A 26,188-nucleotide genomic window follows, 5' to 3' on the forward strand; every position below is an offset into this window, starting at 1 on the left:
CTCGTCCCAGCCTTCGCGGTGGCGGCGGTCGTGTCCGGTTAGCGTCGCGCCATGGGCAGCAGCGACGAGCACGACCTCGTGCGCAGACGGCTCGACGGGATCGCCCGGTCCGCCGGCGACCGTCCTCCGGCGGCGCCGGACGACGATCCGTACCCGTGGTACGACGCGGCCGGCACCGCCGATCCGCCGGGTCCGTTCGAGCGGTTGCGTGCGGCCCGCTGGCAGACCGGTCGCGGCGGGACCGGGGCCCTGGCGGTGGTCGGTGTCGTGGTCGTGCTCGTCACGCTCGTCGTGACCTGGCGCGATCGTCCCGTCGCGGAACCGGTTCCGCCGCTGCCGGCGGTGGAGGTCGCAGCACCGCCGGCGGATCCCGTTGCGCCCCGGCAGGACTCGGCGCCGGAGGAGGTGGTGGTCAGTGTGGTGGGCCTGGTGGGCAAGCCCGGCCTCGTACGAATCGCGCCCGGCTCGAGGGTGGCCGATGCGCTCACGGCCGCGGGCGGCGCCCTCGAGGGGGCGGACCTGACCGGATTGAACCTGGCGCAACGCCTCGCGGACGGCGACCAGATCGTGGTCGGCACCCTGCCACCGGTTCCGCCGGCGAGCGGAATCTCCGGCGCCGCAGGGGCAGGGGACGCCGGAACGTCCGGCGCGCCCGAGGCCGGGGGGCCGGTGAATCTCAACACCGCCGACGAGGCGGCCCTCGATGCGCTGCCCGGCGTCGGTCCTGTCACCGCCGCCGCGATAGTCGCGTGGCGCCGGGACAACGGTCCGTTCAACGACGTCGAACAACTCGCCGAGGTCGACGGGATCGGTCCCGCGCGGCTGGCGCGCCTGCGGACGCTGGTGGTGGTGTGACCGAATCCGGCCGTGACGACGCGCGCCTGGTACCGAGCGCGGCCGCGGCGTGGGCCGCAACCGCGCTCGGGTTGCACGCCGGCTGGCAGGTTGCGCTGGGGCTCGCGGCGATTGCCGCGCTGTGCGCGGCGGCCACGCTCGTGCCGATACGCCGGGGGCGGTTCCGTGCCGGGGCCGCCCCGTTGCTCGCGGCTCTCGTCGTCGCCGCCGGGTTCTCTGCGGCAGTCGCACTACGGGTATGGGCGGTCGAGACGCATCCGCTTGCCGGCGCGGCCGCGCGTGACGGCTGGGCCACCCTGGCGGTCGAACCGACCGAGGATCCGAAAAGACTGGGGGACAGCGGATTCGGGGGAGATCAGGTCCTGGTCCCGGCGAGAGTGCACCGCGCCGACCTGGGGGCCGGTCGGTACACCGGCGGCGGGGCCGTCGTGGTGTTCGCCCCCGCCGAGGAGTGGGCGGAGCTGCTGCCGGGGCAACGGGTCACCCTGCGCGGCCGGCTCGCCGAATCCGGCGGCGCGGACCTGACGGTGGCCGTGGTCCGGGCCGACGGCCCACCCCGGTCGGTGCAGGCCCCCTCGCGGGTGCAGCAGTGGGCGGGGCGGATCCGCGAGCGACTCGCCTCGGCGTCCGGAGCGGTGCTCCCGCCCGCTGCGGCCGGCCTCCTGCCGGGCCTCGTGGTCGGCGACACCTCACGCCTGCCCGACGACGTGCGGGAGAGCTTCCGGGTAGCGGGCCTGACCCACCTGACTGCGGTGTCCGGTGCCAACGTCAGCATCGTTCTCGGCGCGGTGCTGCTCGCCGTGCGGGGACTCGGCCTCGGCCCCCGCACGGGCGCCGCGCTCGCGGCCGTCGCGCTGGTGGCGTTCGTCGTCGTCGTGCGCCCGTCGCCGAGCGTGCTGCGTGCCGCCGCGATGGGCGCGATCGGATTGCTCGCGCTCGTGACGAGCCGACGACGGAACGGGCTGCCCGCCCTGGCGGCCACGGTCGGGGTGCTGCTCGTCGCCGCACCCGAACTCGCGACGGACGCCGGGTTCGCCCTGTCGGTCGCGGCCACCGCCGGCCTGGTGCTGGTGGCACCGCTCTGGGTGACCCGGCTGCGGGCCCGCGGGTGGCCCCGCGCGGCGGCCGAGGTGTTCGCCGTCTCGGCGGCCGCATTCGTCGTGACCGCACCGATCGTCGCCGCGCTGTCCGGCACCGTCAGCGTCGTGGCGATCGCGGCCAACGTCCTGGTCGCACCGGTGCTTCCGCCGTTGACCGTGCTCGGTACCACCGTCGCGGCGGTCTCCGCGGTGTCGCCGGCCGTGGCGGAGCTGCTCGCTCGCGGGACCGCGCCCATGCTGTGGTGGATCCTCGAGGTGGCAGCGCGTGCCACGGCCCTGCCCCTGGCCGAGGTGCCCGTCCCGGCGGGCGTGAGCGGAGCGGTCGCCGTCGTCGGCGGGCTCGTCGCTGCCCGGTACCTGCTGCGGCTACGGCGCGGACGCCCGGCCGGGGCACCGACGGTGATGTCCGGGGGACGTGGCACGATCGATCGGTGACCAACCCGCAGTTGCATCTCGTGCTCGGTGACGAAGACCTCCTCGTCGAACGGGCCGTCGCGCGGATCGTCGGTGCCGTCCGGGCCCGGACGGGGTCTGGTCCCGAGCTCACCGTCTCGCGGCTGCGCGCCGGCGACGCCGGCGCCGCCGAACTCGCCGAGCTGCTGAGCCCGTCGCTGTTCGCCGAGGACCGGGTGGTCGTCCTCGAATCCGCCGCGGAGGCCGGCAAGGACGCCGTCGCACTGATCGTCGACGCGGCGACCGACCCGCCCGAGGGGGTGACCCTCGTCGTCCTGCACAGCGGCGGTGGCCGCGCGAAAGCCATGGTGGGCGAACTGCAGAAGTGCGGCGCCGAGACCCACGAGTGCGCCCGGATCACCAAGCCGGCCGAGCGCGTGGACTTCGTGCGGGCCGAGTTCCGCACCGCCGGTGTTCGAGTAGCACCGGAGGTCGTGCAGGCCGTGATCGACGCCGTGGGCTCCGACCTGCGGGAGCTGGCGGCGGCGTGCAGTCAGCTCGTCGCCGACACGGGCGGCAAGATCGATGCTGCCGCCGTGCAGCGTTACTACTCCGGCAAGGCCGAGGTCACGGGGTTCGAGGTGGCCGAGAAGGCCGTCGCGGGTGACGAGGCCGGGGCGCTGGAATCGCTGCGGTGGGCGACGCATCGTGGTGTCGCGCACGTCCTGCTCGCCGACGCCCTCGCCGATGCCGTCCACACGATCGCACGAGTCGGTTCGGCCGGGCGCGGCGACCCGTTCAAGATGGCCTCGGAACTCGGGATGCCGCCCTGGAAGGTGAAGAAGGCCCAGGGGCAGGCACGCACGTGGGATCCCGGATCGATCGGGGCGGCGCTGCGAGTGGTGGCCGATCTCAATGCCGACGTCAAGGGCGCGGCCGCGGACGCCGACTACGCGGTCGAGCGCGCCGTGCGCCGCGTCGCGGAGCTGGCCGGCCGGACCCGTTAGACGACGGAAGCCGCCCGGTCCGAGGACCGGGCAGCTTCCGGAGCAGAGCTTGCGTTCTACCTCAGAGTCCGTTGGCGACCTTGGCCAGAGCGGACTTCTTGTTCGCGGCCTGGTTGGCGTGGATGACGCCCTTGCTGGCTGCCTTGTCGAGCTTGCGGCTGGTGGAGACGAGGAGCTCGGTGGCCTTGTCCTTGTCACCGGCGGCCGCGGCCTCGCGGAAGGAACGGATCGCCGTGCGCAGCGAGGACTTGACCGACTGGTTGCGGAGTCGGTTGCGCTCGTTGGTGCGGATCCGCTTCACCTGGGACTTGATGTTGGCCACGCGTAAAATCCTGTCGTCTTGCTGGTAGTTGGTCGGAAAGCTCTGGGCGCACTACGGCACCGACGGACCACGATACCAGCGGCCCGGCGGAACCCCAAAACTGGTACCCGGGACCGCACACCGGGTGCCGATACGGTCGCGTCCGGCCGGCCTGCCGGGAACTGTCCTCGACGTCACCGGAAGTTGTTGTGGCGGTCATCCGGCTTGCGTAGTGTCCGCTGTGTTCTGTTGCGGTAGTGCTGTGCGGCCGGTGGGCCCGTCTTCGACCCGCGGTGTTCGCCAGTGCGGATGTTCGACACATCGGATCCGGTCCTTCGGGGCCGCACGACGCGAGGTGGGCGCATGACGAACGAACACGAGACTGGTCCCGAGGACCGGGCGGCGAACCGGAAGGCGGACCGGGTACGCGGCGGTGCCGAGCCCGAGACGGCGCTCGAAGCCGTCGAGAAGGAAGAATTCTCGGACGCGAAGAAGTACGCAGCGGAGGCGATCGGCACGTTCGTGCTCGTGTTCTCCGCGGTCGGCACGGCGGTCTTCGCCGGAGACAAGGTCGGCAATCTGGGCGTCGCGCTGGCGTTCGGGCTGACGCTGCTCTTCCTCGTCTACGCCATCGGGCCGATCTCCGGGTGTCACGTGAACCCGGCGGTGACGGTCGGTCAGCTCGCGATCGGGCGGGTCACCGCCAAGCGGGCGGTGTTCTACATCGTGGCCCAGATCCTCGGCGGGCTCGTCGCGGGCGTGACGATCTACTCGGTGGCGCAGTCGCTCCCGACCTACGACCGGGCCGCGCAGGGACTCGGTGCCAACGGTTGGGGACCGCACAGCCCGTCGGCAGTGGAAGGACCGCTGGGCGGGGTGCTCATCGACGGTTACGGAATCGGCGCGACCATGATCGTGGAGGTGCTGCTGACCGCACTCCTGGTGTTCGTGGTGCTCGCCGCGACGGACCAGGCCTCGGACGTGCTGCTGGCCGGCGTGTCGATCGGCTTCACCCTGACAGTGATCCACCTGATCTCGATCCCGATCGACAACACCTCCGTCAATCCGGCCCGGAGCATCGCGGTCGCTCCGTACCAGGACGGTGCGCTCGCGCAGCTCTGGCTGTTCATCCTGTTTCCGCTGATCGGCGGCGCCCTCGGGGCGCTCGTCTACCGGTCGCTGTTCGGCCGGTTCGCCGGGCTGCGGCCGTCCGTGGCGCCGCCGGCCGGCGTCCGCCGACGGTGACGGGACGCGGCTACCGCCGACGGTGACAGGACGGCCGGCTACCGCCAGCCGTAGTCGGCGCGCAGGCGCGCCGCGACCTGCTCGAACCGGGACCGGCCGAGCACCGCGCCTTCGCGCCGGATGCCGTCCTCGGGCACGTCGAGCACGCGGTCCAGCCGGACCCAGCTGGGCCGGTTGCCGGCGTCCCAGCTGCCGTTACCGAGCGCCAGCCAGTCCCGGTGACCGTCCCGGTCGTCGTTCGACGACAGCATGAGGCCGAGCAGGGTGCCGCCGTTGCGTCCGACGACGAGCACGGGCCGGTCCTTGCCCTTGGTCGCGTCCTCCTCGTAGGCCACCCACGTCCACACGATCTCGCCCGGGTCGGCGCGGCCGTCGAGATCGGGGGCGTACGCGATCTGCCGGGCGCGCTGCGCGGTGGGGGAAGTACGGGAGGTCACCGGACGGCCCGGCTTCGGGACCGGTCGGGTGGTGTCGGCTGTCCCGGAGCCGAGGGCGGTCCGGGCCCGGTCGAGAGCGCCGGAGCGCTGCATCTGCTCGAGCAACCGCGGCCCCTGCTCGACCGCGAGCCGTCCCAGTTGCCTGCCGAGTTTCTTCCATGTGCCAGCCACGTCGGCGAGCTTAGCGGCGCCCGCCGCCGCACAGGTGCGGCCGCGGGACCGGACCCGCCGCGACTTGGATATTCTGCAGGGGTGACCGCGGCCCGCCAGGGCTGCTGCCCGTCCGAGTCAGGAGCCCGACATCAGCACCTTCGCCGACACCACGTTCACGGACCCCGCGAAGATCCGGAACTTCTGCATCATCGCGCACATCGACCACGGCAAGTCGACGCTCGCGGACCGCATGCTGCAGCTCACCGGTGTGGTCGAGGAGCGCCAGATGCGTGCTCAGTACCTCGACCGGATGGACATCGAGCGCGAGCGCGGGATCACCATCAAGGCCCAGAACGTGCGGCTGCCGTGGCAGGTCGACGGCGAGGACTACGTCATGCACCTCATCGACACGCCCGGGCACGTCGACTTCACGTACGAGGTCTCCCGTGCGCTCGAGGCGTGTGAGGGTGCGGTGCTCCTCGTCGATGCCGCCCAGGGCATCGAGGCGCAGACCCTCGCCAACCTCTATCTCGCTCTCGACAAGGACCTGACGATCATCCCGGTCCTGAACAAGATCGATCTGCCCGCGGCCGACCCGGACCGCTACGCCGCCGAGATCGCACACATCGTCGGCTGCGAGCCCGAGGAGGTGCTGCGGGTGTCGGGCAAGACCGGGGTGGGCGTGCGGGAACTGCTCGACGAGGTGATCCGGCAGGTACCGCCGCCGGTCGGCGACCGCGACGCGCCCGCCCGCGCGATGATCTTCGACTCGGTGTACGACACCTACCGTGGCGTCGTCACGTACGTGCGTGTGGTCGACGGCAGGATCGTGCCGCGCGAGAAGATCAAGATGATGTCCACCGGCGCCACCCACGAGCTGCTCGAGGTGGGCATCGTCTCGCCCGAGCCGAAGGTCACCACCGGGCTCGGAGTCGGCGAGGTCGGCTATCTCATCACCGGCGTGAAGGACGTGCGTCAGTCAAAGGTCGGCGATACGGTCACCTCGGCGCGGGGCGGCGCCGCCGAACCCCTCACCGGTTACCGGGAACCCCGCCCGATGGTCTACTCCGGCCTGTATCCGGTCGACGGGTCGGACTATCCCGTCCTGCGCGATGCCCTCGACAAGCTGCAGCTCAACGACGCCGCGCTCACCTACGAACCCGAGACGTCGGTGGCACTCGGCTTCGGTTTCCGGTGCGGCTTCCTCGGCTTGCTGCACATGGAGATCACCCGGGAACGACTCGAGCGCGAGTTCGGCCTGGACCTGATCTCCACCGCTCCCAACGTGGTCTACCGCGTGGTCCTCGAAGGTGGGCAGGAGCACATCGTCACCAACCCGTCGGACTGGCCCGAAGGCAAGGCCCGCGCGATCTACGAGCCGATCGTCAAGTGCACGATCATCTCCCCGAGCGAGTTCATCGGTTCGATCATGGAGCTGTGCCAGTCGCGGCGTGGCGAACTCGGCGGCATGGACTACCTGTCCGAGACCCGGGTCGAGTTGCGCTACACCCTGCCGATGGCCGAGATCATCTTCGACTTCTTCGACTCGCTGAAGTCCCGCACCCGCGGCTACGCCAGCCTCGACTACGAGGAGGCCGGGGAGCAGGAGGCCGCACTGGTGAAGGTGGACATTCTGCTCCAGGGCGAGGCCGTCGACGCGTTCAGCGCGATCGTGCACAAGGACGCGGCCGCCGCGTACGGCAACAAGATGACCACCAAGCTCAAGGAGCTGATCCCGCGTCAGCAGTTCGAGGTGCCGGTGCAGGCGGCGATCGGGTCGAAGATCATCGCCCGGGAGAACATCCGTGCGATCCGCAAGGACGTGCTCGCCAAGTGCTACGGCGGCGACATCAGCCGCAAGCGCAAGCTGCTCGAGAAGCAGAAGGAAGGCAAGAAGCGGATGAAGACGATCGGCCGGGTGGACGTCCCGCAGGAAGCGTTCGTGGCCGCGCTCTCGTCCGAGGCGTCCTCGGACAAGCCGAAGGGGAAGTAGTCCACCGTGCTCGAGACCTGGCTCACCCGCACCCTGGGCATCACCGTCCCGCTGCTCGGCGCCCCCATGGGCGGCCGTGCCGGCGGCCGCCTGGCCGGGGAGGTGACCCGGGCCGGCGGGCTCGGCCTGATCGGGGCCGCGCGCTACAACACCTCGGAGTGGCTGGCCGCCGAGTCGGCGGTGGCTCGTGAACTCGGGGGTGGACCGCTCGGTTTCGGGCTGATGACCTGGTCGCTCGCCGACGACGACAGTCTGCTCGACGCGGTGCTGGCCGAACGGCCCCGCGTGGTGTCGCTGTCGTTCGGCGACCCGGCCCCCTACGTGCCGCGCGTGCGGGCGGCCGGTGCCGTCGTGATCTCGCAGATCAACACGATCGACGACCTGCGGGTCGTCGAGGCCGCCGGGGTCGACGCCGTCGTCGCCCAGGGGCACGAGGCCGGCGGTCACACCGGACACATCGGGACGTTGCCGCTGCTGCAGGAGGTGCTCGAGTCGACGTCGCTTCCGGTGCTCGCCGCGGGTGGCATCGCGTCCGGGCGGGGACTGGCTGCGGTGCTCGCGGCCGGTGCGGAGGGCGCGCTCGTCGGCACGGCGTTGCTGGCGAGTCCCGAGACGGTGGGACCGGAGTACGCCCGGGACCTGCTCGTCGCGGCGCGCAGCAGCGACACCGTCTACACCGACGTCTTCGACCGGGCCCGGCACCAGCCCTGGCCGGCGCGGTGGGGTGGCCGGGCCCTGGCGAACGACTACACCGCCGAATGGCACGCGCGCGGCGCCGACGAGGAGACGCTCGCCGCCGCGTACGACGCGGCCGACCCCCGGCGGGGCGTGGTCTACGCCGGGGAGGCCGCCGGGCTCGTGCGGGAACAACGGCCCGCCGGCGAGATCGTCCGGGACATCGCGGACCGTGCGGAGGAACTGTTGCGCCGATCCTGGTAGCGGGTCACGGCGCACGGCGCGCGGGCTGGAACTCGCCGGCCGCGATCTGCTCCTCCGCGCGGATCACGTGCACGACCGCATTGATCTGGGCCAGGTGGGTGAAGGCCTGGGGGAAGTTGCCCAGGTGCCGGCCCGAGCGCGGGTCGATCTCCTCGGCGTAGAGCTTGAGCGGGCTGGCGTAGCCGAGGAGCCGTTCGCACAGGATGCGGGCCCTTTCCACCTCCCCGATCTCCACGAGGGCGGAGACCAGCCAGAACGAGCAGATCGTGAAGGTGCCCTCCTCGCCGGTCAGCCCGTCGTCGGTCGAGTCCACCCGGTACCGCAGGACCAGTCCGTCCTCGGTGAGTTCGTCCTCGATCGCCAGGACCGTCGCCCGCACCCGCGGATCGTCGGCCGGCAGGAACCGCAGCAGCACCACCAGCAGCGCCGAGGCGTCGAGGGAGGGGTGCCCGTAGCGCTGGGTGAACACCCCGCGCTCGTCGACGCCGTGCGCGAGGATGTCCGCCTTGATCTCGTCCGCCACGGCCTCCCACCGCACCGCGTAGTCGGGGCGGCCGTGTGTGCGCGCCAGCCGTGCGCCCCGGTCGAGCGCGACCCAGCACATCACCTTGGACGAGGTGAAGTGCTGGGGCTCACCCCGCACCTCCCAGATGCCGCGATCGGGCAGGCGCCAGTGCTGCTCGGCCTGCCCGACGAGGCGTTTCACGGCCGGCCAGAAGGACTGGGGCATGTGCCGGCGGGTCCTCGCGTGCAGGTACACCGAGTCCAGCATCGCGCCCCAGATGTCGTGCTGCACTTGATGATACGCATCGTTTCCGATCCGTACCGGACGCGCTCCGTCGTAGCCGCACAGGTGCTCGAGCTGCGATTCGGTGAGCACCCGCTCGCCGCCCACGCCGTACATGACCTGCAACGGCTGCAATGTGCCGTCCTCGCTGCGGGACGCGTCGGAGATGAAGGCGAAGAACGCGTCGGCCTCCCGGTCGAGCCCGAGCGTGTACAGACCCCACAGCGCGAACGTCGAATCGCGTACCCACGCGTAGCGGTAATCCCAGTTCCTTTCTCCGCCAGGTGTTTCCGGAAGGGATGTGGTGGCTGCGGCGAGCAGTGCCCCGGTGGGCGCGTAGGTCAGTCCCTTGAGGGTCAGTGCGCTGCGCTGCAGGTAGCTGCGCCAGGGGTGATCGGGGAAACGACCGGTGGTGATCCACTCCCGCCAGAAGTCCGCGGTCTCGGCCATCTTCGCGGCGGCCTCCTCGTACGTCCCCGGGCACGGCACGTCCGACCACGACAGGGCGACGAACGCCTTGTCGCCCTTGCGCATCCGGGTTCGTGCCCGTGCCTCCCCGTCCTCGAGGCCGAGCCGGAGATCGGTGGTGAGCCGCAGTTCGGGGTGCTCCCCGGGTTCACCGGCGGTGCAGTACGCCGTGGCCTCCTCGTACACCTTGCCCGTGTACTCCCAGCGCGCCGGGGCGCGATGGTAGTCGAACGCGGGGGCGCAACTGACCTCGAGTTCCACGGTCCCGCTCACGCAGCGGACGGTGCGCAGCAGCATGTGCTCGGCGTCCCAGTCCGTCGGTGTCCGCGTGTCGGTCCGCGACCGCTCCTGGACGGCATGCCACGGCGCCATCACCAGGGCGTCGCGCACCACTATCCATCCCGTCTCGGTCTGCCACGTCGTCTCGAGGATCAGTCCACCGGGCAGGTACCGGCGTGCCGCCGGGACGGTGCGGTCGTGCGGGCCGATGCGGAAGTAGCCGGCACTGCGGTCGAGGATCGCGCCGAACACGCTGGGCGAGTCCGGCCGGGGCAGGCACATCCATTCGACCGCCCCGTTGCGGGCGATGAGGCAGGTCGTTTCGCAGTCCGACAGGAACGCGTAGTCGTCGATCGGCGGGTAGGGGCTCCGGTGCGGCGGGTGCGAATGCGCGGACGAGAGCCCCGATCCTTCAAACGTGTGTGCCATCACCACATGATCCCGGCACCCGGCCCCCGGCGTCCACCGAACGGGTGCCGACTAGGGTGGGGGCGTGGATCGGGCGGCATCGTGGTGGGACGGCTTCGAGTTGTGGCTGGCCGGCCTCCCGTTCGTCCCGCAGGTCGCGCTCGTGCTGGGTGTCGTGGTGCCGGTGTGCGCCGGCGTGGCCTGGTTGCTCGACCGTGCCCTCGCGGGCGTCCTCGCGGCCGTCGGGCGCAGGGAGCCGGCCGCGTCCGAACCGAAGACGGAGGATCGCTGACATGCCGCGCTCACGCGTGACCCTCACCCTGGCCGCCCTGCTCGTTCTCGTCGTCGTGGCCTGGCTGCTGACCCGTTGATCCGCGCCGGAGGTGTGTCGTGAGATTCCGTCCGAGCCGGCACGTCGTCGCGCTCGCAGCCGCCGCCGCGCTCACGGCGTGCTCGGCCGGTGACGGGCGGGGGAGCGACGACGGTGGGGCCGGCGCCGGCCCCACCGTCGACCTGTACGCCGCCGAGGGGGCCCGGGCAGCGCTGGACGCGGTGATCGCCGCGTTCGGCAGCACCGACGCCGGCGAGGACGTCCGCTTCGACGTCACGTCCGGTCCGTCCGCGCAGCAGGCTGCCGCCGTCGTCGACGGCGCCTCGGCGGATTTCGTGACCTTCGCCACGGTGCCGGACCTGTCCGGGCTCGTCGATGCCGGGTTGGTCGACGCGGACTGGAACGCGGGGGCGTACCGGGGGATTCCGTACGGATCCGTCGTGGCGATGCTCGTGCGGGAGGACAACCCGTGGGGCGTGACGGACTGGGACGACCTGCTCGCTCCGGGCCTCGAGGTGATCACGCCCGACCCGTCGGCTTCCGGCGCGGCCGAGCTCAACCTGCTCGCCGCCTACGCCGCGACGAGCAACGGCGGTGCCGACCCGCAGGCGGGCCGGGACTACCTCACGGCGCTGGTCGGTGACCACATCGAGTCCTGGCCCGCGAGCGCCGAAGAGGCCGTGGAGATGTTCGTGCGGGGTGCCGGCGACGTGCTGCTCCTGTCGGAACGCGACGCGGTCCGGCTCGAGCGCGACGGCGCCGCGGTCCGGCGCGTGCCCTTGACCACCACCCTCCGGATCGACAGTCCCGCGGTGGTGATCGACAACGCGCCCGACGTGGTGGCCGCTCAGGAGTTCAACGACTTCCTCTACACCGCGCAGGCGCAGAGGATTTGGGCTTCCGCCGGATTCCGGCCGGCCGACCCGGGCGTCGCGCGGGAGTTCGCCGGAGACTTCCCGGCCCCCGAAACGCTGTGGACCGTCGACGATCTCGGTGGCTGGAGTGCGGTCGAGGCCGAGCTGTTCCGGCCCGGCACCGGCAGCATCGCCGTGATCTACGCCGAGGCGACGAAGTAGGAGGATGCCGCCCCCACGGTCGAGGCGCTCGAAATTCCTTGCGCGAAGCGGAGTTCTGGGACCGAGGGTCATTCCCGGCAGATGAGCACCGGGCAGCGGGAATGGTGGAGCAGGCCCTGACCGGTGGAGCCGAGGAGGGCCGACGCGATCGTGCTGCGACCGTGGCTGCCCACCGCGACGAGTTGCGCGTCGACGGAGCGCTCGATGAGGGCCACCATCGCGCCGCGGCGCTCGAGCTCGGGCCGCACCTCGACGTCGGGATATCGCTCGCGCCACCCGCCCAGGCTCTCCGCGAGGTCGGCGGCCTTCTGCTGCGCGTACGTCGACCAGTCGACGAAGCGCGCGGACTCGTCGTAGCCGCGCAGGGTGGACTGCTCGGTCCACGCGTGCACCGCGATCAACGGGACGCCGAGGAACGAGGCGAACTCGAACGCGTGCTCGATGGCGGCCGTGCTCAAGGCGCTGCCGTCGACACCGACGACGACCGGCCGGGTGTCCACCTCCTCGTGGTCGCCTTCGCCCCGCCACGCCACGACCGGGCAGCGGGCCTGGTTGGCGACGCGGACGACGTCGGAGCCGGCGAACATCGAGCGCAGTTCCCCGGTCGTGGTTCGGCCGACCACCAGCAGACGGGCCGTATTCGACAGTTCGACGAGGGTCTTCGCCGGGGGGCCCGACCGGCTGCTGCAGTCGACCTCGACATCCGTACGACCGTCGAGCGCCGCGCGCCGGGCACGTTCGAGCAGCCGTTCGCTGTCGGCCTGCAAGAGCTTGGCGAACTCCTCCCTGGATCTGCCGGTGGCGCTCGGCGCCTCGGGGAGCACGTTGACCAGGTGCAACGGCTCACCGAAGATCCGGGCGGCGGACGCGGCCCAGTGCGCCGCGGAGAACGAGCCGTCCGAACCGTCGACCCCGACGACGATCCCGTGCCGAATCGGTGCTGTGGCCATGACGATGCCTCCTTGCCTCGAGTCCAGTCTGTGCCGACAGGACCGGAGTGCGCCAGAGGCAATCGGTGGGCGTCAGGCGGTGCGACGCGACGCGACCCCGGCGTGCACGAGCGACTGCCGGTAGCGCTCGTCGACCACGAACCCGACGGCGGGGGAGTCCGCGAGGGTGCCGGAACAGACGACCTCCGGGAACTCCGCCCGGGCGGCGGCGGCGGCGCGGTCCCACAGCAGTCCGGGCGCGAGCATCCAGGGGGCGAGCACGAGCGTGCTGGCACCGGCGGCACGCAGGTCCGCCAGGGCGTCGACGACCGTCGGCGCCGCGGCGGTGGCGAAGCACGTGCGGCCCCACGCCCACGCCGTGCCCCGCAGCAGGCGCGGGGTGATCGCCGCGGTGGCGGCATTGGCGTCCCGGCGCCGGGATCCGACCGCGCACAGGGCGACGCCCACGCTCGGGTCGGTCCGGGAGACACCGGCCGCGCCGATCGTCTCGCTCACCGCGGACACGAGACGGTCGTCCGCGCCGAGGACGTCCGCCTGGACCACGTCGAGACGCGGATGCCGGACGCGGGCCTCGGCGAGGAGCGCGGGCAGATCGACCCGGGCGTGGAAGGCGCTGCCCAGCAGCAACGGGACCACCACGACGCGGCGGTGCCCCTCGGCGGCGACGGCATCGACGACCTGCCCCACCGAGGGGGTGTTCAGATCCAGGAACGCAAGCCGCACCTCCCGGTCCGGGTGGCGGTCCCGCAGCGCCGCCAGCGCGGCAGCCATGGCGCGCGCCGAGCGCGGGTCACGGCTGCCGTGCGCGACGGCGACGAGGGGGATCATGCGGGGACGCGGTCCCCGAGCTCGATCTCGGCGAGGCTGTTGCCCACCAGGCCCGCGGCGAGGGTGTTCCCACCGGCGGGGTCGATGAGCAGGAAGCTGCCCGTGCGGCGGTTGACCTTGTAGTCGTCGGCCGCGATGGGTTCGGCGACCCGGACGGTGATGCGGGCGATCTCGTTGAGTTCGAGCGACTCGGGGGCGGGAACCGACGTCAGGGTCTGTTCGTCGAAGCGCTCCTCGAGCGTCCCGACGATCGCCTGGGTCGTGCGGGTGCCGTGCTTGAGCAGCAGCCGGGCGCCGGGCCGCAGCGGCTTCTCGGCCAGCCAGCACACCGTCGCCTCGAACTGGCCGATCGGTTCCGGGGCGGCGGCCGGGGCGGCGATGACGTCCCCGCGCGAGACGTCGACGTCGTCCGCGAGGACGAGGGTGACGCTGCGGCCGGCATGGGCGAACGCGAGCTCGCCGTCGGCGGTGTCGATCCGCTCGATCGTGGTCCGGGTGCCCGCGGGCAGGATCACGACCTCGTCGCCGGGCCGGACGGTGCCTGCCGCGATCTGTCCGGCGTAGCCGCGGTAGTCCGGGTAGTCGGCGGTGCGGGGCCGGATCACGTACTGCACCGGGAACCGCAGCCCGATCTCGTGGCGGCCGTGGACGTCGGCGTCGACCGGGACGGACTCGAGGTGCTCGATGAGCGTCGGGCCGTCGTAGTACGGCGTGTTCTCCGAACGGACCGCGACGTTGTCGCCGTGCAGTGCGGAGACCGGGATCTCCTGCACGTCCTCCGGCGACCAGCCGAGCGACCGGGTCAGCTCGTTGAACCGGCCGCAGATGTCGGCGAACACGGCCGCCGGGTCGTCGACCAGATCGATCTTGTTGACCGCCAGCACGAGCTTGGGCACGCCGAGCAACGCGAGCACGGCGGCGTGCTTGCGGGTCTGCGCGACCACACCCTTGCGTGCGTCGACGAGCAGCACCACGAGCTGGGCGGTGGATGCCCCCGAGACGGTGTTGCGGGTGTACTGCACGTGTCCCGGGGTGTCCGCCAGCACGAAACTGCGCCGGGGGGTGGCGAAGTAGCGGTACGCGACGTCGATGGTGATGCCCTGTTCGCGCTCGGCACGCAGGCCGTCGACGAGCAGGGACAGGTCCGGGGTGTCGAGCCCCTTGTCGACCGAGGCGCGGGTGACCGCGTCGATCTGGTCGGCGAGCACGGACTTGGTGTCGTACAGGAGCCGGCCCACCAGGGTGGACTTGCCGTCGTCGACACTGCCGGCGGTGGCGAGCCGGAGCAGCTGCGTGCTGTGCACGGGGAGGTCGCTCATGATCAGAAATATCCCTCTCGCTTGCGGTCCTCCATGGCCGCTTCGGACACGCGGTCGTCGCCGCGGGTGGCGCCGCGCTCGGTGAGCCGCGACGCGGCGACCTCGTCGAGGATCGCCTCGTTGTCGGCCGCCTCGGACAGGATCGCGCCGGTCGTGGACCCGTCACCGACCGTGCGGTAGCGCACCGACCGGACCTCGAGTTCCTCACCCTCGGCCGGGCCGCCCCACACGCCGGGTGTCATCCACATGCCGTCCCGCCGGTACACCGGGCGCTGGTGGGCGTAGTAGATGCTCGCGAGTTCGATGTCCTCGCGGGCGATGTACCGCCAGATGTCGAGCTCGGTGAAGTTGCTCAGCGGGAAGACCCGCACGTGCTCGCCCGGGGCGTGCCGGCCGTTGTAGAGGTTCCACAACTCGGGCCGCTGCCGCTTGGGGTCCCACTGGCCGAACGCATTGCGCAGGGAGAAGATCCGTTCCTTGGCGCGGGAGCGTTCCTCGTCGCGGCGGCCGCCGCCGAACACCGCGTCGAAACGGTTGTCGGCGATGGCGTCGAGCAGCGGCACCGTCTGCAGCGGGTTGCGGATCCCGTCGGGCCGCTCGGTGAGGCGGCCGTCGGCGAGGTAGTCCTCGACCTTCGCCACGTGCAACCGCAACCCGTACTTCTCGACGACGTGGTCGCGGAACTCGAGGACCTCGGGAAGATTGTGCCCGGTGTCGACGTGCAGCAGCGCGAACGGCAGGGGCGCCGGCCAGAAGGCCTTGAGCGCCAGGTGCAGCAGGACCGTCGAGTCCTTGCCGCCCGAGAACAGGATCACCGGGCGCTCGAACTCGCCGGCGACCTCGCGGAAGACGTGGATCGCTTCCGACTCGAGGGCGTCGAGGGTGTCGAACCTGGTGCCGTCCGACGTGTTCCGGGATTCGGTGAATTTCGTGTCGATGAGTGTCATGAGGCGTGCAACCCGCATTCGATCTTGGCTCGGCCGGCCCACCGTCCGCTGCGCGGATCGGCTCCGGGTAGTGGTTTGGCGGTGCAGGGGGCGCACCCGATGGAGGGGTAGCCCTCCTCGACCAGGGGATTGACGAGGATCCCGTGTTCGTCGATGTAGTTCTGCATGTCCTCGTCGGACCACGCGGCGATCGGGTTGATCTTCACCAGCCCGAAGGCGTCGTCGAAGGAGATCAGCGGGGCGTTGGCCCGGGTCGGGGCCTCCACCCGGCGGATGCCGGTGACCCACGCCTGGTAGCCCGCCAGGGTCTGCTTCAGCGGCACCACCTTCCGCAGGCGGCAGCACTCGTTGGGGTCCCGCGCGAACAGGTCCTTACCGAGCAGGGCGTCCTGCTCGGCCACCGTCTGCTGCGCCTTGGCCTCGACCAGGTTCACGCCGTACACCTGCGCGACGGCGTCCCGGGTGCCGAGGGTCTCGGCGAAGTGGTAACCGGTGTCGAGGAAGAGCACGTCCACGCCGGGGTGCACCTGCGCCGCGAGGTGCACGAGCACCCCGTCCTGCATGTTCGACGCCACGATGTACGAGTCGCCGAAGTTCTCCTCCGTCCACTGCAGCAGGTCTTGCGCCGAGGCGCCCTCGAGAGCGGCCGCCCCCTGCGCGGCCAGTTCCCGCAGTTCCTCCGTCGTCCGTGTCGTCGTCACGTTCCGTCCTTCGATCGTCTGCTCCCCGGTCATCGCAAATCGGCCTCGTCCGCGCGCAACACCCACTGCGAGAAGCGTTCTCCCGCGTTGCGGTGCTTGACGAAGTTGCGCACCACCCGCTCGATGTAGTCGCCCGTCTCGGCGCTGGTCACCTTGTGCTGGCGCAGCTTGCGGCCGAATGCCGCGTCCATGCCGAGCGTCCCGCCGAGGTGCACCTGGAATCCCTCGACCTGGTTGCCGTCCCCGTCGTCGACGAGCTGGCCCTTGAAGCCGATGTCGGCGACCTGCGACCGTGCGCACGAGTTGGGGCAGCCGTTGATGTTGATCGTCACCGGAACGTCCAGCTGGGCGTTGACGTCGGCGAGGCGCTGCTCGAGTTCGGGCACCAGCGCCTGCGAGCGCTTGCGGGTCTCGACGAACGACAACTTGCAGAACTCGATGCCCGTGCAGGCCATCAGGTTCTTGCGCCACGGCGTCGGGTTCGCGGGCAGACCCAGCTCGTCGAGGTCGGCGATCAGCTGATCGACCTTCTCGTCGGCCACGTCGAGCACGATGAGCTTCTGGTAGGGCGTGAAGCGGATGCGATCGGATCCCGCCTTCTCGGCCGCGTCGGCGACGGCGGCGAGGATCGTGCCGGAGACCCGGCCCGCGATGGGGGCGACGCCGACCGCGTTGAGTCCGTTGCGCAGTTTCTGCACGCCCACGTGGTCGATCGGTCGAGTCGGCTGCTCCGGGGCGGGCCCGTCCAGCATCGGCCGCTTCAGGTACTCCGTTTCGAGAACCTCGCGGAACTTCTCCACGCCCCAGTCCTTGACCAGGAACTTCAGCCGAGCCTTCGACCGCAGCCGGCGGTAGCCGTAGTCGCGGAAGACCGACACGACGGCCTCCCACACGTCGGGTACCTCGGCGAGCGGGACCCACGCGCCGACCCGTTGCGCCAGCATCGGATTCGTCGACAGGCCACCGCCGACCCACAGGTCGAACCCGGGGCCGTGCTCCGGGTGGTTCACGCCGACGAACGCGACGTCGTTGATCTCGTGCACCACGTCCTGCTGGCCGGAGATCGCGGTCTTGAACTTGCGCGGCAGGTTCGAGTACTTCGGGTCGCCGATGTAGCGGCGGACGATCTCCTCGACCGCCGGTGTGCCGTCGATGATCTCGTCGAGGGACTCGCCGGCGAGGGGGGAGCCGAGGACCACGCGCGGGCAGTCGCCGCACGCCTCGGTCGTCTTCAGGCCGACGGACTCGAGGCGTCGCCAGATCTCCGGGACGTTCTCGACTTCGATCCAGTGGTACTGGACGTTCTCGCGGTCCGACAGGTCGGCGGTGTTGCGCGCGAACTCGGTCGAGATCCCCGCGATGGTGCGCAGCTGCGCGAGATTCAGGGCGCCGCCGTCGCAGCGCACCCGCATCATGAAGTACTTCGCCTCGAGCAGATCGATGTTCTCGTCGCCGGTGTAGGTGCCGTCGTAGCCCTGTTCGCGCTGCGTGTACAGGCCCCACCAGCGGAACCGGTTGCGCAGGTCGGTCCGGTCGATGCCGTCGAATCCGGTGTGCGCGTAGATGTCTTCGATGCGACGGCGCACGTTGAGCGGGTTGTCGTCCTTCTTGACCTGCTCGTTGGGGTTGAGCGGCTCACGGTATCCGAGAGCCCACTGGCCCTCCGCGCGTCGTTTGGCGGGGCGAGCAGGCCGGGGGCGGGGCGCGGCGGTTTCGGTCGTATCGCCGGCGGGGGAGACGTCGGTGGTCGACGACATACGGGTACTCCTGGAATTCGCGGGGGACCGGATCGGGGGTCGGCAGGGCGGGCTGAGCCCGGCGCGGACATGCCTCGATCCGGCAGGAATCGGGGCTGCCGGAGGGGGTGGGCCGACTATCGACAGTCGGCGCAGAAACCGGCGGTGCAGGACAGACACCGCGATGCACAGACGCGCTTGAGGTCGACGTGGCGTCGCGCCACGAGTCGCACTCCGGGTCCGGTCATGGCGACCATTGTGCCATGTCACGGCCCTGTTCTCGAAACGTGGCGGTATTTACACCGGAAATCGGGGAAATGCCGAGGTGGCAGGGCCGGACCCGGAGTGGCGTGTCCGGGTCGTGTTCGAGCGACAGCCCCGTGCGACTTCCGGAACACCGGCCATCCGGAACACCGGCCATCCGGAACACCGGCCATCCGGAACACCGGCCATCCGGAACACCGGCCATCCGGAACACCGGCCTCCTGGAACACAGGCCTTCTGGAACACTGGGGGAGTGAGCGGAACGGGTGTCGGAGTCGGTGCAGGACTCGAGCTGCCGGCTTCGGCGCTGGCCGGGATCGGTTCCCGCCCGTTCGGTGTGTACGTGCACGTCCCGTTCTGCGCGACGCGCTGCGGCTACTGCGACTTCAACACCTACACCGCCGGGGAGCTCGGCACGTCGGCGTCCCCGCAGTCGTGGCTCGAGGGCCTGCGCCGAGAGCTCGATGCCGCGGCGCAGCTACTCGGGTCTCCGCCGGCGCAGACCGTCTTCGTCGGTGGTGGTACCCCGTCGTTGCTCGGTGCCGACGGCCTGGGGCAGGTGCTCGGCGCGGTGCGATCGAGTTTCGGCCTCGCCCCCGGCGCGGAGGTGACGACGGAGTCCAACCCGGAGTCGACGTCCCCGGACTTCTTCGACCGGATCCGTGCGGCCGGATACACGCGCGTGTCGCTGGGCATGCAGTCGGCTGCCCCGCACGTGCTGGCGGTACTCGACCGCACGCACACCCCGGGCCGGGCCGTCGCGGCGGCGGGCGAGGCACGCGCCGCCGGGTTCGGCCACGTCAATCTCGACCTGATCTACGGGACCCCGGGGGAGCGGGACGAGGATCTCGACGCGTCCCTCGATGCCGTGCTCGCGGCGGGGGTCGATCATGTCTCGGCGTATGCACTGATCGTCGAGGACGGCACCGCGCTCGCCCGCCGGGTGCGGCGGGGTGAGTTGCCGGCCCCCGACGACGACGTGCTCGCGGCCCGCTACGAGCGCATCGACGCGCGGCTCGAGGCCGCCGGTCTGACCTGGTACGAGGTGTCGAACTGGGCGCGCGCCGACGATCCGTCGGCCCGGTGCGCCCACAACCTCGGCTACTGGGACGGCGGCGACTGGTGGGGGGCCGGGCCGGGGGCCCACGGCCACGTCGGCGGCGTGCGTTGGTGGAACGTCAAGCACCCGGCGCGCTATGCGGACGCGCTCGCCGCCGGTGAACTCCCCGTCGGCGGCAGCGAACTGCTCACCGCCGCCGACGTCCACACCGAGCGGGTGATGCTCGAGGTGCGGCTGCGCACCGGCCTGCCGCTGGACGTGCTCACCCCGGACGAACGAGGCGCCGCCGAGACGGTCGTCGCGGACGGCCTCGCCGAACTGCGCGCCGGCCGGCTGGTGCTCACCGACCGGGGCCGGCTCCTCGCCGACGCCGTGGTGCGCACGATCCTGACCTGAGCTGCACGGCGGCGGGCCGCCCCGAATGCACGGCGGCGGGCCGCCCCGAATGCACGGCGGCGGGCCGCCCCGAATGCACGGCGGCGGGCCGCCCCGAATGCACGGCGGTGGGCCGCCCTGAGCTGCACGGCGGCGGGCCGGCTCGACCGCCCGGCGGCGTGACACCATGCCCGCGCGGCAGTGCGACGTCTACGACTCGGCGGTGTCTGCGTCCGCCGTGTGCGGGAACAGGACGTCGTAGTCGAACACCCGCGCGTGCAGGACGGTGCGATTGCGCAGCGCCGAGCGGACGGCGCGGTGCAGGCCGTCCTCGAGGTACAGCACGCCCTTCCACTGGACGGCGTGGGGGAAGAGGTCGCCGTAGAAGGTGGAGTCCTCGGACAGCAGCCGGTCGAGTTCGAGCACCTTCGTGGTGGTGACGATCTGGTCCAGCCGCACCTGCCGGGGTGGGATCTGCGCCCAGTCGCGCAGCGAGAGCCCGTGGTCGGGATACGGCTTGCCGTCCCGGACGCCCTTGAAGATCATGGCACCAACTTACGACGCATCGTCGGCGGGCGCCGTGCCGCTCGCCACCCCGGCCCGGCGACTAAACTGGAGCGAAACGGCACGCAGTGCACCGTCCTGCGGTGATGCGTGCCGTTCCGGGTGCGACTGCAGAGACGGAGGTGGGCGGGGTGTCGAGCACCGAGGAACGACGCTTCGAGGTGTTGCGAGCGATCGTGGCCGATTACGTGTCCACCAAGGAACCGATCGGTTCGAAGACCCTCGTCGAACGCCACAACCTGGGTGTGTCCAGCGCGACGGTCCGCAACGACATGGCCGTGCTCGAGGCCGAGGGTTACATCACCCAGCCGCACACCAGCTCGGGCCGGGTTCCCACCGACAAGGGTTACCGCCAGTTCGTCGACCGGATCGCCGACGTCAAGCCCCTCTCGGGAGCCGAACGCCGCGCGATCCTGCAGTTCCTCGAGTCGGGCGTGGACCTCGACGACGTGCTGCGCCGCGGCGTCCGGTTGCTGGCGCAGCTGACCCGGCAGGTCGCGGTGGTGCAGTACCCCACGCTGTCGGCGTCCTCGGTCCGCCATCTCGAGGTCGTTGCGCTGACTCCTGCGCGATTGCTGCTGGTGCTCATCACCGACTCCGGCCGGGTGGACCAGCGCATCGTCGAGCTCGGTGACGTTCTCGGCGAGGAGGACCTGGCGCGGTTGCGGGATCTGCTCGGGGCGGCGCTGACCGGTAAGCGGCTCGCCGCGGCATCGATCGCGGTCAGCGAGCTCGCCGGGGACGCGCCCGACGGACTGCGCGATGCGGTCATCCGGTGCGCGACCGTGCTGGTGGAAACCCTCGTCGAACATCCCGAGGAACGGCTCGTGCTCGGCGGCACGGCGAACCTGACGCGTAACGCCGCCGACTTCGACGCGCATGCGGGCTTCCCCGGCTCGTTGCGTACCGTGCTCGAGGCGCTCGAGGAGCAGGTGGTGGTTCTCAAGCTGCTGGCGGCGACCCAGGACGCCGGGCGGGTGACGGTGCGGATCGGCGAGGAGACCCAGGTCGAGCAGATGCGCGGCACGTCCGTGGTGTCCACCGGGTACGGTGCCGCGGGCACCGTCTTCGGTGGCCTCGGTGTGCTCGGCCCCACCCGGATGGACTATCCGGGGACGATTGCGTCGGTGGCTGCGGTCGCCCGCTACATCGGTGAGGTGCTCGGCGAACGCTGAGCGCCGGTCGGCGCCGACGGACCATCCGACGACACAACTAGCTGTGCGAATAGAGAAGGACGAAGAACTCACGTGGCACGGGACTACTACGGGACGCTCGGCGTGTCGAAGAACGCGACCGATCAGGAGATCAAGCGGGCGTACCGCAAGCTTGCGCGCGAGCACCACCCGGATGTGAACCCGGACGAGGCGGCGCAGAAGAGGTTCCAGGAGATCTCCACGGCGTACGAGGTGCTCTCCGACCCGGAGAAGCGGCGCATCGTCGATCTCGGCGGGGATCCGCTCGAAACCGGCCCGGGGGCGGCGGGCGGGGGCTTCTCGGGAGCCGGCTTCGGTGGTCTCGGCGACGTGTTCGAGGCGTTCTTCGGCGGCGGGGCGACCACGTCCCGCGGACCCCGGGGCCGCGTCCAGCCCGGCGCGGACTCGCTGCTGCGCACCCGGCTGACTCTCGAGGAGTGCGCCACCGGTGTCACCAAGCAGATCGCCGTGGAGACCGCGATCCTGTGCGACGGGTGTGCCGGGTCCGGTACCCACGGCGACTCCAAGGCCGTACGGTGCGAGACGTGTGGCGGCGCCGGTGAGGTGCAGTCGGTGCAGCGCTCGTTCCTGGGTCAGGTCATGACGTCGCGCCCGTGCCCGACGTGCCGCGGCGCCGGGGAGACGATCCCGGACCCGTGCCGCAAGTGCGGCGGCGACGGCCGGGTGCGGGCCCGCCGTGAGATCACGGTCAAGGTGCCGGCCGGTGTCAGCAACGGCATGCGTATCCGGCTGGCGGCGCAGGGCGAGGTCGGCCCCGGCGGCGGCCCCGCCGGCGACCTGTACGTCGAGATCATCGAGCAGGCGCACGACGTGTTCGTGCGCGACGGCGACGACCTGCACTGCACGATCCGGGTCCCGATGGTCGACGCGGCACTCGGTACCACCGTCGTGCTCGACACCCTCGTCGACGGGCCTGCCGAGATCGCCGTCGATCCCGGTACTCAGCCCGGGTCGGTGGTGGTGCTCCGCGGCCACGGCATGCCCAAATTGCGTTCCGGGGTGCGCGGGGACGTGCACGCCCACCTCGAGGTCGTCGTCCCGGCGAAGCTCGACGGCAAGCAGGTCAAGCTGCTCGAGGAGTTCCGGCGCAAGCGCGAGCACGAGGTGCCCGAGGTCGTCACCACCGGCTCGCAGCACGCCGGGGGCTTCTTCTCCCGGCTGCGCGACGCGTTCAGCGCGCGCTGAGGCCGCGCGGTGGCCGCTACCCTGTTCTACCTCGATCCGCTGCCCGAGGCGGGAGCGGTCGCGGTCCTCGACGGCAAGGAGGGTCGCCACGCGGCGACCGTGCGGCGCATCGCGGTGGGCGAGCGTCTCGTCCTGTCGGACGGGCGCGGCCACCTCGCCGACGTGGAGGTGACGGCCACCGCGAAGGACCGGCTCGAGGCCCGCGTCCTGGCGCGTCGGGAGGTCCCCGCACCGCGCCCCCGGGTCACCGTGGTGCAGGCATTGCCGAAATCCGATCGTTCCGAACTGGCGGTGGAACTGGCGACGGAGGCGGGCGCGGACGCGTTCGTGCCGTGGCAGGCTGCGCGGTGCGTCGCCCGGTGGGACGGACCGAAGGCCGCCAAGGGCGTCGGGCGATGGCAGGCCGTCGCGGTGGCGGCCGCGAAACAGTCCCGGCGTCCGCACGTGCCCGAGGTCGCGCCGGTCCATCGGACCGCGGACGTCGCCGAGGCCGTGCGCGCGACGGTCGCTCGCGGGGGCGTCGCGGCGGTCCTGCACGAGTCCGCGACCGACCCCTTCGGTTCGCTGCCCCTGGCCGCTGCCGCCGAACTGCTGCTCGTGGTCGGGCCGGAGGGCGGCGTCGACGACGCCGAGCTCGCGGCGCTGACGACGGCGGGAGCGCGGCCGGTGCTGCTCGGGCCGACGGTACTGCGAACGTCCACGGCTGCGGCGGTCGCGCTGGGCGCGGTGGGTGTGCTGACCCCGCGTTGGGATGCGCGACCGCTCCACTGACACACTCGAGAACATGTCCCGAGTGCGCATCGCCTACGGTCCGCAGCCGCAGCAGTTCGGCCACCTGTACCTGCCGGACGCCACGGATCCGGGCGTGCCCGTACCGGTGGTGATGGTCGTCCACGGCGGATTCTGGAGCGGCGAGTACCACCTCACCCTCGGTACGCCACTCTCGCTCGAACTTGCCGCGCACGGCGTGGCCGCCTGGAACGTCGAGTACCGGCGGATCGGTGCGGGCGGGCGGTGGCCGGAGATGTCCGCCGACATCGTCGCCGCCCTCGACGCCGTCGCTACCGCGGTGGCCGAGCGGGCCCGGGCCGGGGGCGTCGCACTGGATCCGGACCGGGTGCGGGTGGTCGGGCACTCGGCCGGTGGTCAGCTCGCCGTGTGGCTCGCGGGCCAGCGAACGCAGGTGCGTCCCGAACTCGTCGTCGCCCAGGCGGGTGCGCTCGACCTCGCGTCCGCGGGCGAACGTGGCCGCCGGGTGGGCTACATCGAGGATCTGTTCGGTCAGCCCTACGAGGCGGACCCGCAGTTGTACCGGTCGGCGTCGCCCCGGCACCGGGTGCCGATCGGGGTACCGGTCGCGCTCGTGCACGGCACCGAAGACGCACAGGTGCCGGTGAGGGTCGCCGAGCGCTATGCCGAGGCGGCGGCCGCCGCGGGTGATCCGGTGGCACTGCACGTCGTCGACGGTGAGGATCACTTTGCGTTCCTCGACAAGCGGACGCGCAGCTGGGCGCTGTCGCGCGAGCTGCTGCTCGCCCCGGAGCCGATCGGTTCGCGGGTGCGTCGGGAGGGCTGACGGGTCAGCGGCGCGGGGGCAGGACCGCGGTGACGACGACGGCGCCGACGGCCAGGGCGACGCCGCCGACGAGGCTCGCCGACGTGATCGCCTCCGAGAACGCGTCGGCCGACGCGTCGAGAAGCGGTCGGGCGTAAGAGGAGGCGAACGGGTTCTTCGCCAGCTCCTCGGCGACGAGGGCAGCGCCGCCCACGGAATCGCCCGCGGCGGCGACGGCCGTGTCGGCCTGCGCGGCCGTCGGCCCGTCGAGGTTCGCGAGCGGTAGTCCGGTGAGGAACGCGGAGATCTCACGCTGGTACGTGGTGGCCAGGACCGAGCCCAGCACGGCGATGCCGAGGGATCCGCCGAGTTCGACGGCGGTGTCGTTGAGGCCGCCCGCGGCGCCGAGTTCGGCCTCGGGGAATCCGCTCATCACGAGGTCGGTGGCCGGCGGAGCGGCCAGCCCGATGCCGAGGCCGAGGAGAACGAGCGCGACGAGGAAGATCGTGTATCCGGAACCGGCGTCGAGGAGGGTCAGAGTGAGGACTCCGGCGGCGGCGACCGCCGTGCCGGCACCGATCGCGACGCGCGCGCCGAGACGCGGCGCCAGCCGGCCGCTCACGGCCGATCCGACCGAGACCGCGGCGGCCAGTGGAAGCAGGCGCAGGCCGGTCTCGAGCGGGCTGTAGCCGAACACGAACTGGAACTGCTGCGCCACGAAGTAGATCGCCCCGAACGACGTGAGGAAGAGCAGCAGCACGGACAGGCACGCACCTGCGACGGACCGGTCGGCGACGCGCCCGAGGGCCAGCAGCGGCTGCGGGTGCCGCAGCTCCCAGGCGACGAAGCCGCCGCCGGCGAGGAGGGCGACCGTCAGCGCGCCGAGCGCCGTTGCGTGCCAACCGAAGTGGAAACCCTCGATGATGCCGGCGACGAGCGCGCCGACGGCGGCTACGGACAGGGCGCCGCCGACCCAGTCGATGCGGGTGACGTGCTCGGCCCGCGAGGGCGGCACCAGTGCGAGCGCCCCGACCGCGGCGAATGCCGCGATCGGCACGTTGACGAGGAACGTCGAGCCCCACGCGTGCTGTTCGAGCAGCCACCCCGCGAGCAGGGGCCCGAGCGCGATCGCCAGTCCGGACGTCGCGGCCCACGCGGCGATTGCGCGGGGTCGTTCCGCGGCGGGGAACATGGCGACGAGCAGGGACAGGGTTGCGGGCATGATCACCGCGGCGCCGACGCCCATCGTGATGCGGGCGCCGATCACTTCGGCCGCGGTGCCGGCGAGGCTGCCGAACACGGCGCCCCCGGCGAAGACGGCGAGGCCGGTGAGGAGGGCGCGCCGGCGGCCGTAACGGTCGCCGAGGACGCCCGCGAGCAGCATCAGCGCGGCGTAGGGCACGGTGTAGCCGTCGATGACCCACTGCAGGTCGGTGCTGGTCAGCTGCAGTTCGCGCAGCATGCTCGGCGCCGCGACGATGAGTGCGGTGTTGGCCATCACGACGATCAGCAGGCTCAGGCAGAGCACCGCGAGGCCGGCCCACCGGCGCGGATACGGGCGGGTGGGATCCGTGGCCGGACGGACCAGGCTCGAGGTCATCGGCGCTCCTCACGACATGCCGGTGCGGCGGCAATTTGCACATCCATGTGCAAGTTAGAAAGTTGCACACCTGTGTGCAAGTAAAGTTGACGGACGTCACACTCTGCGGTGGAAGAAG

General features: G+C 71.6%; 24 protein-coding genes. 13 read left to right on the forward strand and 11 right to left on the reverse strand.

The features are described from left to right. The first annotated feature begins 51 nt into the window (after positions 1-51). From RR3_RS07885 to holA, 3 genes are read left to right on the forward strand one after another with little or no spacing between them, the layout of a single operon-like run. Complete coding sequence (locus RR3_RS07885) at positions 52-855, forward strand: ComEA family DNA-binding protein (RefSeq protein ID WP_010594233.1); 804 nt, start codon at positions 52-54, stop codon at positions 853-855. Continuing rightward, positions 852-2,390, forward strand: coding sequence for a ComEC/Rec2 family competence protein (locus RR3_RS07890; RefSeq protein ID WP_064066333.1), 1,539 nt, complete (start codon positions 852-854; stop codon positions 2,388-2,390). Before RR3_RS07885 ends, RR3_RS07890 begins: the two co-directional genes overlap by 4 nt. Beyond that, positions 2,387-3,355 carry a DNA polymerase III subunit delta gene (holA, locus tag RR3_RS07895; protein WP_059174583.1) on the forward strand — a complete coding sequence of 323 codons (969 nt, stop codon included), beginning with the start codon at positions 2,387-2,389 and terminating at the stop codon, positions 3,353-3,355. Before RR3_RS07890 ends, holA begins: the two co-directional genes overlap by 4 nt. A 61-nt stretch (positions 3,356-3,416) precedes the next feature. On the opposite strand, the gene rpsT is transcribed toward holA, so the two are convergent. After that, the gene (rpsT, locus tag RR3_RS07900; RefSeq protein ID WP_003937021.1) at positions 3,417-3,677 is read right to left on the reverse strand and encodes a 30S ribosomal protein S20; all 261 of its coding nucleotides are present in this window, start codon (positions 3,675-3,677) and stop codon (positions 3,417-3,419) included. A 342-nt stretch (positions 3,678-4,019) separates the two neighbouring features. Between rpsT and RR3_RS07905 the strand changes: the two genes are divergently transcribed. Next, the gene (locus RR3_RS07905) at positions 4,020-4,901 is read left to right on the forward strand and encodes an aquaporin (RefSeq protein ID WP_010594236.1); all 882 of its coding nucleotides are present in this window, start codon (positions 4,020-4,022) and stop codon (positions 4,899-4,901) included. A gap of 38 nt (positions 4,902-4,939) precedes the next feature. On the opposite strand, the gene RR3_RS07910 is transcribed toward RR3_RS07905, so the two are convergent. Further along, positions 4,940-5,509 carry a type II toxin-antitoxin system PemK/MazF family toxin gene (locus RR3_RS07910; protein ID WP_026137651.1) on the reverse strand — a complete coding sequence of 190 codons (570 nt, stop codon included), beginning with the start codon at positions 5,507-5,509 and terminating at the stop codon, positions 4,940-4,942. A 187-nt stretch (positions 5,510-5,696) separates the two neighbouring features. Between RR3_RS07910 and lepA the strand changes: the two genes are divergently transcribed. Together lepA and RR3_RS07920 are read left to right on the forward strand one after the other, a co-directional pair. Next, on the forward strand, positions 5,697-7,484 hold the full coding sequence (gene lepA, locus RR3_RS07915) for a translation elongation factor 4 (RefSeq protein WP_230831611.1): 1,788 nt from the start codon (positions 5,697-5,699) through the stop codon (positions 7,482-7,484). Positions 7,485-7,490: 6 nt separating this feature from the next. Continuing rightward, positions 7,491-8,423 carry an NAD(P)H-dependent flavin oxidoreductase gene (locus RR3_RS07920; RefSeq protein WP_010594239.1) on the forward strand — a complete coding sequence of 311 codons (933 nt, stop codon included), beginning with the start codon at positions 7,491-7,493 and terminating at the stop codon, positions 8,421-8,423. Between the two features lie 4 nt (positions 8,424-8,427). Here RR3_RS07920 and RR3_RS07925 read toward each other — a convergent pair whose 3' ends face one another. Further along, complete coding sequence (locus tag RR3_RS07925; RefSeq protein WP_064066334.1) at positions 8,428-10,386, reverse strand: glycoside hydrolase family 15 protein; 1,959 nt, start codon at positions 10,384-10,386, stop codon at positions 8,428-8,430. 64 nt (positions 10,387-10,450) lie between these two features. Between RR3_RS07925 and RR3_RS07930 the strand changes: the two genes are divergently transcribed. Both RR3_RS07930 and RR3_RS07935 read left to right on the forward strand, forming a co-directional pair. Then, on the forward strand, positions 10,451-10,657 hold the full coding sequence (locus RR3_RS07930; RefSeq protein ID WP_010594241.1) for a hypothetical protein: 207 nt from the start codon (positions 10,451-10,453) through the stop codon (positions 10,655-10,657). A 98-nt stretch (positions 10,658-10,755) separates the two neighbouring features. Continuing rightward, positions 10,756-11,772: an extracellular solute-binding protein gene (locus RR3_RS07935; RefSeq protein WP_010594242.1), complete on the forward strand. Its 1,017-nt coding sequence runs from the start codon at positions 10,756-10,758 to the stop codon at positions 11,770-11,772. 68 nt (positions 11,773-11,840) lie between these two features. Here RR3_RS07935 and RR3_RS07940 read toward each other — a convergent pair whose 3' ends face one another. The 6 genes from RR3_RS07940 to RR3_RS07965 form a co-directional block, all read right to left on the reverse strand. Then, a complete protein-coding gene (locus tag RR3_RS07940) occupies positions 11,841-12,722 on the reverse strand; it encodes a universal stress protein (protein WP_010594243.1) in 882 nt (293 codons plus the stop codon). A gap of 72 nt (positions 12,723-12,794) precedes the next feature. Continuing rightward, on the reverse strand, positions 12,795-13,550 hold the full coding sequence (locus RR3_RS07945) for a sirohydrochlorin chelatase (RefSeq protein WP_064066554.1): 756 nt from the start codon (positions 13,548-13,550) through the stop codon (positions 12,795-12,797). Further along, complete coding sequence (locus RR3_RS07950; protein WP_010594245.1) at positions 13,547-14,869, reverse strand: sulfate adenylyltransferase subunit 1; 1,323 nt, start codon at positions 14,867-14,869, stop codon at positions 13,547-13,549. The genes RR3_RS07945 and RR3_RS07950 overlap by 4 nt, the downstream gene beginning before the upstream one ends. A gap of 2 nt (positions 14,870-14,871) precedes the next feature. Then, positions 14,872-15,816, reverse strand: coding sequence for a sulfate adenylyltransferase subunit CysD (gene cysD / locus RR3_RS07955; RefSeq protein ID WP_010594246.1), 945 nt, complete (start codon positions 15,814-15,816; stop codon positions 14,872-14,874). Next, a complete protein-coding gene (locus RR3_RS07960; protein WP_064066555.1) occupies positions 15,813-16,550 on the reverse strand; it encodes a phosphoadenylyl-sulfate reductase in 738 nt (245 codons plus the stop codon). Before RR3_RS07960 ends, cysD begins: the two co-directional genes overlap by 4 nt. After that, positions 16,547-18,274, reverse strand: coding sequence for a nitrite/sulfite reductase (locus RR3_RS07965; protein WP_010594248.1), 1,728 nt, complete (start codon positions 18,272-18,274; stop codon positions 16,547-16,549). The genes RR3_RS07960 and RR3_RS07965 overlap by 4 nt, the downstream gene beginning before the upstream one ends. 496 nt (positions 18,275-18,770) lie before the next feature. Between RR3_RS07965 and hemW the strand changes: the two genes are divergently transcribed. Continuing rightward, the gene (hemW, locus tag RR3_RS07970; RefSeq protein ID WP_064066556.1) at positions 18,771-19,973 is read left to right on the forward strand and encodes a radical SAM family heme chaperone HemW; all 1,203 of its coding nucleotides are present in this window, start codon (positions 18,771-18,773) and stop codon (positions 19,971-19,973) included. A 189-nt stretch (positions 19,974-20,162) separates the two neighbouring features. Here the strand turns inward: hemW and RR3_RS07975 are convergent, their stop codons facing one another. Further along, on the reverse strand, positions 20,163-20,498 hold the full coding sequence (locus tag RR3_RS07975; protein ID WP_040275169.1) for a type II toxin-antitoxin system VapB family antitoxin: 336 nt from the start codon (positions 20,496-20,498) through the stop codon (positions 20,163-20,165). A gap of 149 nt (positions 20,499-20,647) precedes the next feature. On the opposite strand from RR3_RS07975, the gene hrcA reads away from it, so the two are divergent. From hrcA to RR3_RS07995, 4 genes are all read left to right on the forward strand, one after another. After that, the gene (gene hrcA / locus RR3_RS07980) at positions 20,648-21,691 is read left to right on the forward strand and encodes a heat-inducible transcriptional repressor HrcA (RefSeq protein ID WP_017680320.1); all 1,044 of its coding nucleotides are present in this window, start codon (positions 20,648-20,650) and stop codon (positions 21,689-21,691) included. A gap of 72 nt (positions 21,692-21,763) precedes the next feature. Continuing rightward, on the forward strand, positions 21,764-22,915 hold the full coding sequence (gene dnaJ, locus RR3_RS07985; RefSeq protein WP_059174581.1) for a molecular chaperone DnaJ: 1,152 nt from the start codon (positions 21,764-21,766) through the stop codon (positions 22,913-22,915). Between the two features lie 9 nt (positions 22,916-22,924). After that, positions 22,925-23,686 (forward strand): 16S rRNA (uracil(1498)-N(3))-methyltransferase, encoded by a 762-nt coding sequence (locus RR3_RS07990; protein ID WP_017680321.1) that lies wholly within the window; start codon positions 22,925-22,927, stop codon positions 23,684-23,686. Between the two features lie 13 nt (positions 23,687-23,699). Continuing rightward, on the forward strand, positions 23,700-24,491 hold the full coding sequence (locus tag RR3_RS07995) for an alpha/beta hydrolase family protein (RefSeq protein WP_026137654.1): 792 nt from the start codon (positions 23,700-23,702) through the stop codon (positions 24,489-24,491). A 4-nt stretch (positions 24,492-24,495) separates the two neighbouring features. On the opposite strand, the gene RR3_RS08000 is transcribed toward RR3_RS07995, so the two are convergent. Further along, entirely contained in the window at positions 24,496-26,070 is a 1,575-nt protein-coding gene (locus tag RR3_RS08000) for an MFS transporter (RefSeq protein WP_040275171.1), read from the reverse strand. Between the last annotated feature and the right edge of the window lie 118 nt (positions 26,071-26,188).

The organism is Rhodococcus ruber NBRC 15591, from assembly GCF_001894945.1.
Lineage (GTDB): Bacteria > Actinomycetota > Actinomycetes > Mycobacteriales > Mycobacteriaceae > Rhodococcus > Rhodococcus ruber.